General features: G+C 34.3%; 11 protein-coding genes and 5 pseudogenes. 11 read left to right on the forward strand and 5 right to left on the reverse strand.

The window, feature by feature from the left end; translation table 11 throughout:
- Positions 1 to 2: 2 nt before the first annotated feature.
- The 4 genes and pseudogenes from rapI to speE all read left to right on the forward strand — a co-directional run bounded on the left by rapI (position 3) and on the right by speE (position 3,091).
- Positions 3 to 1,136 carry a response regulator aspartate phosphatase RapI gene (gene rapI, locus AC0OMA_RS20980; RefSeq protein WP_474222455.1) on the forward strand — a complete coding sequence of 378 codons (1,134 nt, stop codon included), beginning with the start codon at positions 3 to 5 and terminating at the stop codon, positions 1,134 to 1,136.
- Positions 1,093 to 1,212, forward strand: coding sequence for a phosphatase RapI inhibitor PhrI (phrI, locus tag AC0OMA_RS20985; protein ID WP_474221881.1), 120 nt, complete (start codon positions 1,093 to 1,095; stop codon positions 1,210 to 1,212). Before rapI ends, phrI begins: the two co-directional genes overlap by 44 nt.
- Before the next feature lie 84 nt (positions 1,213 to 1,296).
- Positions 1,297 to 1,983 carry a hypothetical protein gene (locus tag AC0OMA_RS20990; protein ID WP_474221882.1) on the forward strand — a complete coding sequence of 229 codons (687 nt, stop codon included), beginning with the start codon at positions 1,297 to 1,299 and terminating at the stop codon, positions 1,981 to 1,983.
- Between the two features lie 278 nt (positions 1,984 to 2,261).
- Positions 2,262 to 3,091, forward strand: a pseudogene (speE, locus tag AC0OMA_RS20995) (polyamine aminopropyltransferase).
- A 75-nt stretch (positions 3,092 to 3,166) separates the two neighbouring features.
- Here speE and AC0OMA_RS21000 read toward each other — a convergent pair.
- Entirely contained in the window at positions 3,167 to 3,484 is a 318-nt protein-coding gene (locus AC0OMA_RS21000) for a DMT family transporter (protein WP_474222456.1), read from the reverse strand.
- On the reverse strand, positions 3,484 to 3,828 hold the full coding sequence (locus tag AC0OMA_RS21005) for a DMT family transporter (protein WP_333513996.1): 345 nt from the start codon (positions 3,826 to 3,828) through the stop codon (positions 3,484 to 3,486). Before AC0OMA_RS21005 ends, AC0OMA_RS21000 begins: the two co-directional genes overlap by 1 nt.
- Positions 3,829 to 3,975: 147 nt before the next feature.
- On the opposite strand from AC0OMA_RS21005, the gene AC0OMA_RS21010 reads away from it, so the two are divergent.
- The gene (locus AC0OMA_RS21010) at positions 3,976 to 4,815 is read left to right on the forward strand and encodes a MerR family transcriptional regulator (protein ID WP_474222457.1); all 840 of its coding nucleotides are present in this window, start codon (positions 3,976 to 3,978) and stop codon (positions 4,813 to 4,815) included.
- A gap of 77 nt (positions 4,816 to 4,892) precedes the next feature.
- A complete protein-coding gene (speB, locus tag AC0OMA_RS21015) occupies positions 4,893 to 5,798 on the forward strand; it encodes an agmatinase (RefSeq protein ID WP_474221884.1) in 906 nt (301 codons plus the stop codon).
- 362 nt (positions 5,799 to 6,160) lie between these two features.
- Here speB and AC0OMA_RS21020 read toward each other — a convergent pair.
- From AC0OMA_RS21020 to AC0OMA_RS21030, 3 genes and pseudogenes are all read right to left on the reverse strand, one after another.
- Positions 6,161 to 6,718 (reverse strand): annotated as a pseudogene (locus tag AC0OMA_RS21020) (site-specific integrase); the annotation flags it as partial.
- 274 nt (positions 6,719 to 6,992) lie between these two features.
- Complete coding sequence (locus tag AC0OMA_RS21025; RefSeq protein ID WP_181218300.1) at positions 6,993 to 7,457, reverse strand: GNAT family N-acetyltransferase; 465 nt, start codon at positions 7,455 to 7,457, stop codon at positions 6,993 to 6,995.
- 423 nt (positions 7,458 to 7,880) lie between these two features.
- Positions 7,881 to 7,979, reverse strand: a pseudogene (locus tag AC0OMA_RS21030) (Replication initiation factor); the annotation flags it as partial.
- A 28-nt stretch (positions 7,980 to 8,007) separates the two neighbouring features.
- Between AC0OMA_RS21030 and AC0OMA_RS21035 the strand changes: the two are divergent.
- The 5 genes and pseudogenes from AC0OMA_RS21035 to AC0OMA_RS21055 all read left to right on the forward strand — a co-directional run bounded on the left by AC0OMA_RS21035 (position 8,008) and on the right by AC0OMA_RS21055 (position 10,550).
- Positions 8,008 to 8,187, forward strand: coding sequence for an Arm DNA-binding domain-containing protein (locus tag AC0OMA_RS21035; RefSeq protein WP_252494307.1), 180 nt, complete (start codon positions 8,008 to 8,010; stop codon positions 8,185 to 8,187).
- Positions 8,188 to 8,490, forward strand: coding sequence for a tyrosine-type recombinase/integrase (locus tag AC0OMA_RS21040; RefSeq protein WP_322840240.1), 303 nt, complete (start codon positions 8,188 to 8,190; stop codon positions 8,488 to 8,490).
- A 104-nt stretch (positions 8,491 to 8,594) separates the two neighbouring features.
- Positions 8,595 to 9,585 (forward strand): annotated as a pseudogene (locus tag AC0OMA_RS21045) (bifunctional lytic transglycosylase/C40 family peptidase).
- Positions 9,586 to 9,599: 14 nt separating this feature from the next.
- A pseudogene (locus AC0OMA_RS21050) lies at positions 9,600 to 10,107 on the forward strand (hypothetical protein).
- Between the two features lie 62 nt (positions 10,108 to 10,169).
- Positions 10,170 to 10,550 (forward strand): DUF4467 domain-containing protein, encoded by a 381-nt coding sequence (locus AC0OMA_RS21055; RefSeq protein ID WP_474222416.1) that lies wholly within the window; start codon positions 10,170 to 10,172, stop codon positions 10,548 to 10,550.
- Positions 10,551 to 10,803 lie beyond the last annotated feature (253 nt).

The raw sequence follows: 10,803 nt of genomic DNA on the forward strand, positions 1-10,803 counted from the left end.
ACATAGTCACAAAAAAGTTAAATGATTGGTATACATTAATAAAAGATGATCAAGTTGAGCATGCAGAGATTATAAAAATAGAAGTAGAGAAAGAATTGCTAAACATGGAAGAAAACCAAGATGCCTTGTTATATTATCAGTTATTAGATTTTAGGCACGAGATAATGCTGAGTTATATGAAATCTAAGGAAATAGAAGATCTCAATAATGCTTATGAGACTATAAAAGAAATTGAGAAACAAGGGCAATTAACTGGCATGTTGGAATATTATTTTTACTTTTTTAAGGGTATGTATGAGTTTAGGCGAAAAGAATTAACTTCAGCGATAAGTGCCTATCGAATAGCTGAATCAAAGTTATCGGAAGTTGAGGATGAAATAGAAAAAGCAGAGTTTTTTTTCAAAGTGTCCTATGTATATTATTATATGAAACAAACATATTTCTCCATGAATTATGCAAATCGTGCACTCAAAATATTTAGAGAGTATGAAGAGTATGCGGTACAAACTGTGCGTTGTCAATTTATTGTTGCAGGTAACCTGATCGATTCTTTAGAATACGAAAGAGCCTTGGAACAATTTCTAAATTCTTTGGAAATTGCCAAGGAAAGTAACATAGAGCATTTAATTGCAATGTCACACATGAATATTGGGATTTGTTATGATGAATTGAAAGAATATAAAAAGGCTTCACAACATTTAATTTTAGCGTTAGAAATTTTTGAAAAATCAAAACATAGTTTCCTAACAAAGACTTTATTCACTCTAACCTATGTAGAAGCAAAACAACAAAATTATGATGTTGCTTTGATATACTTTAGGAAAGGGCGATTTATTGCCGATAAAAGTGATGATAAGGAATACTCAGCGAAATTCAAAATATTAGAGGGATTATTTTTTTCTGATGGTGAGACTCAATTAATAAAGAATGCATTTTCATATCTGGCTTCGAGAAAAATGTTTGCTGATGTTGAAAATTTTTCGATTGAAGTCGCTGATTATTTTCATGAACAAGGAAATTTAATGCTCTCTAATGAATATTATCGTATGAGTATTGAAGCAAGACGAAAAATTAAAAAAGGGGAGATTATTGATGAAAATCAGCCGGATTCTATTGGCAGCAGTGATTTTAGGTAGTGTATTTTCAATGACTTATTTGCAAAGTGATCATAATACTGAGATCAAAGTGGCTGCAGATAGGGTAGGGGCATAGAGGTTGCTAAATTAATTAGAAAAAAGCTTAATCTTTTTGATTAAGCTTTTTTATAAAAAAAGATAAGAAAAGAAGGAAAACGAAATGGAATACTCTTTATTAGAAAATGGCATAGATTCATTAAAGAAAGCTAAAATTAACATAGTAGAATTTGAGAAGTATCATAAGGGAAGCAGTTATCACTTTTTAAAAGATGCAATTATATTTCTTAATCATGGAATAGAAATTTTATTGAAATACATATTGTCAAAGCAAAATGAATCGTTAATATTTACTGATATAAATTTATATATGGAAGCAAAAGAAAAGCTAAAGAATGAAAGTAAGGGTAAGAAAAACCCGTTTGAATTTAATAACAAGCGAAACGTTTTTGATGTTGATTTAGGTAACGGCAATAAAAAGAAACAATTGTTTACAATTAATTTGAACGAAGCAATTAAAAGAATTAAGTTTTTACTTGATATAGATATATCAGAAGATGTTGAGACGGCAATAACCCTTATTAATGACTATCGAAATCATATAACACATCATTCAATCATTTTAGATGAACCCAGTGTTAATGAGTTAGTTGAGAAGATAAAATTTTTATATAGTCATATACTTGATTTTTTCCAAGAACATATCACAGAAAGAAACGTAATGAAGGAAGTGGATGCGGAGAGATACCTGTATACAAAGCAAGAATGGGAACAATATCAAAGAGAATTGGAAGATTTTCATTATGAGAGGGCAATGAGTCGTATATCGCTAGATGCTGATGAAATGTAGTGTTAATTGGTCTCAGTAAGGTGCCCAATTTGTGCTCATAATTCATGATAAATGATGAAAATAGGTGTAAATAAAATATATAGATGCTTAGAATAAAGGCTTTTGTAACCCATGATATGTTTTTACTAGGTTGAGGGATTGAGGGGCTATCTAAAGAAGAAAACATACCAAATAATACTGGTATGTTTTTTTATGTTTTTAGTCTTATAATATTGACTTTTGTGTAACACAAAAGATTATACTGAAAAATGATTTTTAACAGAAAAGGGTGGAATCATATGAGTTTATGGTTTACTGAAAAACAAACAGATTCTTTTGGTATAACAGCTAAAGTGAAAAGAACTCTGCATTCAGAAAAAACGGAGTTTCAACAGCTTGATATATTTGAAACAGAAGAATTCGGAAATATGCTCACACTTGATGGAATGGTGATGACTACAGAAAAAGATGAATTTGTATATCACGAAATGATGGTACATGTTCCGTTATTTACTCATCCAAATCCAAGAAAAATCCTTGTAGTCGGAGGAGGGGATGGTGGTGTCATTCGTGAAATATTGAAACACCCATCAGTTACTAGTGTAGTTCAAGTAGAAATAGACAGTAAAGTAGTTGAGTACTCTAAAAAATATCTTTCAGGGTTTGCTGAGAATATAGCTGATACGCGTTTTGATTTGCGAATTGAAGATGGTTATATGCATATTCTTGAAAGTGAAAATGAATATGATGTAATTCTAGTCGATTCAACTGAACCGGTTGGACCAGCTGCTAATTTATTCACGAAAGGTTTTTATGCCGGTATATCAAAAGCATTGAAAGATGATGGCATATTAGTTGCTCAATCTGATAATCCATGGTTTAAAGGTGATTTCATTCAAACGGTTATCAAAGATGTAAAAGAGATTTTCCCTATTACTAAATTATACACTTGTAATATGCCACTTATCCAAGTGGTTTATAGATTTTTACTATGGGCTCAAAAAAGCATGATCCTTTAAATATTGATAAAGATAGATTTTATGACACTGGAAGCAAATATTATACAAAGGAAATTCATAACGCAGCGTTTGTTTTGCCTAAGTTTGTAAGTGATTTATGTAATGATTAAATCTAAAAACACTTAAACAGTGATTAAAAAAGGCATACTGTAACAAGTATGCCTTTTTTAAATGAAAATTTTAGACTAAGAAAGCAGTTTTAACCCAATAGCCGCACATAAAATCATTGAGATGAAGAGGATTCTCCGCCATTCTTTAGGTTCACCGTATATAAACATCCCGACTAATGCGGCTTCCAACTGTCCCGATGCCAGTCCAGATAGCGTAGACGGTAATACCATAGGGATACTAGTCATAGCTTGTGAAAGGAAGAAGAAGCTTAATGTGAATGCTACAATGAGGACACATATGGATTTAATATCTTTCCGGATGACAAAGCGATTAATCCCGGAAACTCCAATAACTTCACATAAGCCGGCTAATATTAAAAGCAACCAAGCCATTATTCATGTCCTCCTTCCGGCTCTGTTGAGTCTTTAGTTATGAGTTTCAATCCAATTACTCCTGCCAGAAGCAATAAGATTAATAATATTTTTATGAGTTGAAAAGGTTCTCCAAATAAGAGCATTTCAGCTGTAACAGTACCAGCCGTACCTATTCCAGTAAATACTGCATATACAGTGCCTACTGGTAATTTATTTGAGGCAATAATTAATAGCCAGAAACTTAAAACGATTGCTACAATCGTTAATATCCATTCAATCAAATTTGTTGAATGTTTTAACCCAGACACCCAGCCGATCTCCAAAATTCCGGCAACTAATACATAGAACCAATTGCGATTCATAACGATCCTCCTTAGATATTTAATTAAAGATTTACTTAAGATCAAGTTATATCAAGATAACTGTTATTAACATAACCCTTTGTGTAACAAAAAAGTCAAGAAAGTCTGAACATATCATGATGAACAATAAAAGAAGGTGAAAAGACATTGTTAAAAGAGCTTTTATCAATTAGTGAGATGGCTAAATTAAGAAGAATAACTGCTGAAACGTTAAGACATTATGATCGTGTTGGGCTATTTAAACCTGCATATATTGACCCGAATACGGGTTATCGTTTTTATTCGATTTATCAATATGAGGTTCTTGGGACAATAAAAGAATTGCGTCAAATTGGTATGACTCTTGAAGAGATCAAAATTTTTTTAACAGAAAGAAATACGGAAAAATCAATCAGAATCCTAAAAGAAAAACATAAAGCATTGCAAAGAAATATAAAAGAATTAATCGATCTAGAAAAAAGTATAAATGAAAAGATAGAAAATTTTCACAGGGTATCTGAGGAAGGGGTGTTCCCGGGGATAAAAATCTATTCCTTAGAAGAACGGTTTTTCATTACGAAAAACACGAAAATATCAAATGATTTAGAACTAAGTTATGGGGTTATTGAAATTGAGAATCTGATGCTGGAGAAAGCACCACTTGTCGCAAGTAATCGTTTAGGGGTTTTAATTGAAGAGGAGGATCTTCTTTCAAATCATTATTCAGCGCCGACAACTTTAATTGCTAGAACCAATCATATAAAAGATATCCCTGAGGAATATGTGATTCGTATACCAAAGGGGGAATTTGTGTGTTTAAGACACTACGGAGAAATATGGGATAGAACGGATAGTTTAACCCAATTGATAGCCTTCATCAAAGAACAGGATTACAAACTTGCTGGGAATGCACTTCAAATGGTTCAAGTGGATATTTCAATAACAGATGAGCCGAATGAAGCTATGTTTGAAATTCAAATTCCTGTAGTGAAACATAAAAAACGTTAGTTAAAGTTGTATGGTTGACATTTGGGTCGCACAAGAGTTTATGCTATCAGCATATTAGCAAAGGAGGGATTTATATAATGGAAAAGAAACAATTTTTAGCGTACTCAGGCCTTCCGACTTTTTGGAGAACTCCACAAACAAGAGATGTAACAAACGTAGATATAGCGGTTATGGGGGTCCCTTTTGATGTAGGTGTTTCAAATCGTCCAGGCGCTCGATTTGGACCAAGATCTATTCGTCAGATGTCATTGCATGCGGGGAATTTTCTTTATCCTTATAAGTATGATGTCAAAGAAAAGTTGAACATTATTGATTACGGCGATGTTGGAGCAAATATCGGTGAAAATTCTACAAAATTAATGATTGACGAAACTTATTCTCATGCTTCTAAGATATTAAAGTCAGGAGCGAAATTACTAACATTAGGCGGAGATCATACTATCCCTTATGGTTTGGTTCGAGCTGCCTATGAGAAGCATGGTAAGATTGCGCTTCTTCATTTTGATAGTCATCAAGATTCTCTGTCTGGAAATGATGGTGAAATATTTCATGGTACATTTGCAAATGATATAGCGGAAATTGGTTATGTTGATGCTTTGAAATCAGTACAAGTGTTTATTAGGACCAATATGCCGAATGATCAAAATTATAATATCATATACGCAAATGAAGCCTTGGAAATGTCTACAGAAGAGTTAGCACAAAAAATTAAGAGCATTATTGGAAATATGCCTGTCTATATAACGTTTGATATAGATTCACTTGACCCAAGTGTTGCACCCGGTACAGGGACACCTGTTGTTGGTGGACCGGATACTTACAATATAAGACGGTTACTGCAGGAATTAGCTGGGTTAAATGTCGTTGCGGCTGATCTTGTGGAAGTCTCTCCAATGTATGATGCTGGCGAGGTCACATCATTAGCAGCTGCGACAATTGCCACTGATTTGATATATTTACTAGCGCAAAATATTAAAAGATAAATAGAATTAAAACATCTTAAGGCTGTTTTTCGATTTCTGGTCAGGAGCAAGTATAATAAGATGTTTAAAAAGTTTACTCTTAAAAGCTCATCGTGGGAAGTGCATAACAACCAATTATTCAGCGGTTTAATTATCCTAAAAACAGTGCCCAATTTGTGCCCAGAATTCATAAAAAATGATGAAAATAGGTGTAAACAAAATAAACAGATGCTTTGGTTAAAAGCTTTTGTAACCCATGATAGGTTTTTACTAGGTTGAGGGCCTAGTGGGTGAATAACCCGTGGAGGTTCAAGTCCTCTCGGCCGCATCAATGATACCAAGGGTTGTAGACCCCTGGTATTTTTTTATGCTCTCTTTTAATTTTAAGGTTTACTCCTTTTTACTCCACTTGTTAGATAATTCATCCAGCTATCAGCAGTTTCTTTTTGTTTATTAGGAAAGAGATGACCATAAACCTCGATTGTTGTTTTGATGGAAGCATGTCCTAGTCGTTCTTATATTGTGATGTAATCTTCCCTTTGATGAATTAACAATGCGACATGTGAATGTCTCAGATCATGAAGGCGGATCGGTTCTACCTCTCCTCGCGCACAAATTGTTTTGATTTTTCGGCTAAAAATGTCTTTATTGGCTGGACTCTCTTTGTATTGAAAAATAAAAGTGTTATCTGATGATGATACTTGAAGTTTTTCTAATATGTCTTTTTGTTTCTCTTTCCACTCCAGTAACATTTCAAGTAATTTTGTATTAACACTGATCCTTCTATTAGAATTTTTGGTCTCTGGTGGAGTGATTTTATATTCACCTTTAATAAATGATAGTGACTTATACACATTTATTTCTTTTCTTACGCTATCAATATCATTCCAAGTCAAAGCGAGCAGTTCTCCACATCTCATTCCCGTGAAATAAGCAACAGAGTCGGGCCTGATTCAACAGATTAATGTTAAACATCTTATCCCTCCGATTTAAGTTCTTGGGTTTCACCCAAACCCACCAACGGAAGCCCGTTGGATTGCTGTTTAATCTAATTTTGCACACGCAAAAAAGAACAGCAGAATTAACACTCATACTGTTCTTAAACGTTTTTTTCGATTGGTAATATTATGACAAATGACCATAAAACAAGGATCCTTAACTTTATTCATGTTTTAAATCTTTATTGAAGATAAGCATCCGTTAGCTGATTAGTAACTACTCCAATTTCATTTTTAAACCATCATGCGTAGATTTAAAACCTAATCGTTTATAAAAACGTAATGCGTCGACTCTGTGCTTATCTGTTGTAAGTTGAATTAAGTGACAACCACGTTTCTTTGCACGTTGAATTGCCCATTTTATAAGTTCAGTTCCAACCCCCTTACCACGCACGGATGAGGCTGTTCTAACTCCTTCAATAGTAGCTCTCCATCCACCTTGGTGTGTAATATACGGAGTAAATGTAATTTGAAGTACACCGATCACTTCATCGTCTTGAAAAGCTACTACCAACTCATTATTAGGGTCAGACGTGATAGCTCGAAATGCTTTTGTATAACTTTCCGGAAGTGGTTGTTCATAACGCTCACGAAGCCTTCCCAATTCATCATCAGCAAGCATTTCTACAATTCTATCTAAATCTTGTTCAGTAGCTATTCTAAACTTAGTTTCTTGTTCCAATAAATTCCCCCCTTAATGAACGCTGAATCATTTTAACTAAATACTACCTCATTAAATCCCATACGTTAACATTTGTTTTCCAATGGTATTACATAAGTAATTCTTATAAATTTCCTCTCCAAACATAAAATCATTGTTAAAATATTACATACAAAATGTGAAATAATTACTTAAAACTTTTGGGTTTCACCCAAACCCACCAACGGAAGCCCGTTGGATTGCTAATATTCTATCCCCCTATTCCCCCGAATCATCGGGGGACTCTCTCGCCGGTAGGCAGGAACAAACGGTTGTTTGTTCAATGCCAAGAGGGTTTTGGTGGCGCTGAATATGTCAACTCCTTATCCTCACTTCGTTCCGGTACCGTATGACACATACGTTTAATCGCATCACTTATGTTTATAAAGGTTTAGCAGCTTGTTTTTAAACGACCATATCAGCAACATCAGCTATAAACACATTCAACATTTTTTCATGTTTTTCCGCCAGTTCAGCTTCTGCGATCATATCTGACAGCAAAGTCGAGGCATTTGGATAGGAGTTGACAGTCATGCCAATTAAAAAGCTGAAGAACGGTTCATACAAAGTAGATATAAGCGTCGGTGTAGATCCAGTTACAGGAAGGCGCAGAAGAAAAATAAGAATGGCAAAAACAAAAAAAGAGGCAGAAGAATTGTACATTGCACTCAAACATAAATACAATTCTGGCTTACACTTAAGTTTTAACTAGGTGAAAGATATATACTTGGAGAATTGCACACTTCACAACAAACCTAACTATTATCAGATTCAGTTATACACAATTGATAAACATATTACTCCTCACTTTATAAATAGTAATATCAAGAAGCTTACTCATACAGAAATAAGACTTTTTCAGAAACAATTGATTGATACAGGATTATCTAACAAAACTGTTAACAACATAATGATCATATTAAAAAAGTTATTTGATACCGCAATTAATGAAAAAATTATTAATGCAAATCCATGCGATGGAGTACCTAATCTTTCAATACTAAAAAACAAATGAAATTTTGGACACCTGAGCAATTTAAAACATTTATAAAATTAATAGATAAAAGTGAAGAGCAGCTTTTTAAAGTATTCTACACTGAGAAGGGATGAAAGAACAAAATGATAAGTAAAAAGGTAGTTCTTCCTGTGGTGTTCTCGGCTCCTTTTATCTTCTATTTTGTTTTATGTATCGTAGTGGTTATGACGATATCAAGAGAAAATCAAGTCGGAGACGATTTCATAGGCGGCGGGGATGGCGAATATGAGACAGGTTGGCATTGCGCCGGAAGTCGAACGATTTAGGGCTGTATTTGAGAAGTACGCCCGTCAGGAAGGCGTTTTTGACCAAGTGAATATTATTATGGCGCTCACCATGCAAGAAAGTGGTGGGCGTTCTTTAGATATCATGCAAAGTTCCGAAAGTATCGGCTTACCTCCCAACTCCATAACTGACCCAGAACGTTCGATTGAAGTCGGCATTAAACATTTTAAGAAGGTTTTTAAACAGGCTGGCGGTGATGTTCGTTTAACCTTACAGGCATACAACTTTGGTTCTGGATTTATAGACTATGTCAAAAAGAATGGCGGGAAATACACAAAGAAATTAGCACTTGATTTCAGCCGATTGCAAGCTTTTAAAATGGGCTGGAAAAGCTACGGTGACCCAAGTTATGTTGACCATGTCATGAGGTATGTGAAAGGCTCTGATAAAAATGTGAAGCCTGTGAATGGCTCTATGGATTTCTATGAAACGGTCATGAAAGAAGCTTTGAAATATGAAGGGCAACCGTATGCCTGGGGAGGTTCAAACCCGAAAACTGGATTTGATTGTTCTGGCCTTGTTCAGTGGTCTTTTGCGAAAGCTGGAATTACTCTTCCTAGAACAGCTCAGGAACAGCATGCGGCAACAAAGAAAATAAGTGAAAAAGAAGCGACTGCGGGTGACTTAGTGTTCTTTGGCGGCACATACGAAGGAAAAGCCATTACTCACGTCGGCATCTATGTAGGCAATGGCAGAATGTTTAATTCAAATGACAGTGGAATCGAATATTCTGATCTGAAATCAGGTTACTGGAGAGATCACCTTGTATCTTTTGGACGCATTAAATAACTAGGAGTGAAAACATGAAAACACATATTGCATGGGCTTCAGCTTGTTTATTATTGATATTGCTGACTGGATTTTTTACGAATGGACAGCAAACGTATAAGATTGAAAAGTTAAAAGATAAAAATGAAGTTTTGAGCAGAAAAAATTAAGGAATTGAACCATATAGAATCAACAAGTAGCGCTTCGGAAAATAAGGCATTTTTTGAAGCGTTTTTTAATTACTCCGACATAGATAAACGATATGAAACAGTTAAGAAGCACACAACTGGAAAAGGGTTTGATTATGCATTCCCTTCTCGCTCTGATCAAAAGCACACAGTCAGCGTGCAAAGTGAATTACTTTCACTAGAGAGTTATTCAAAGCCGTTAGATGAGTCTCATGAATTGTTTTTAAACATTGTTGAAGTCGCCACAACTGCAAATTCAGTCACTACGAATCAAGTGTTAATTGTACAAACGACTATGAAGAAAGAAAAGGATGGTTGGTTAGTCGATAATGTGCAGGTTAAGGGAAATGGATAAAAGGTGGAAAAGATCAATTTGTTTGTTTATACTAAATATTGAAAAAGGAGGTAATGTTTATTTTGAAAAACATTTTTATTTTCCTTAGTTTGATGATGATGTTTGTTTTAACTGCATGTGGTGGAAGCAAGTATGATGATGCGATTGATGATGTAATTAGCCAATATAAAGAGCATAAAGGAAATGACACAGAGATAAATATTAAAAGAGAGAATGCGATTGTTAGAGTCTATGAAGGGGGCAAATATATTCAGTTTGCATTTTATATGCCGGATAACTCTTCACGTGAATTAACAACATTTAAGTATTATGAAAAATTAGGAGATAAATATGAAAAGATGACTGATATGCCGGGGAATGGAGAAAATGATCGACTTGGCTTATCAAGGAAAACACCAGATTATGAAGAAGCAAAAGGTAAAGAAACTAAGTTAGAGGAGTAAACCATGTGTTTACTCCTCTTTTTTTGTGTTTATGAAAGGGTTGCCGTGATGTTGGCGTCAAGTCGCAAAAGTATTGGTGTAACCGCAAAAAAACCGCAAAGGAGTAGATATAATGTACCTTTTTACAATTCATCTTTGTAAAATAAAGGGTGTTCTGACATAATACAATTAATGTAAATATTCGAACAATTTATGTAAGGATGGGGGAATTTTCTTGCGGGGTGTTTTCTTAGATAAAGATAAAATTCCGTAC

Source organism: Bacillus sp. AMCV2 (assembly GCF_056033925.1).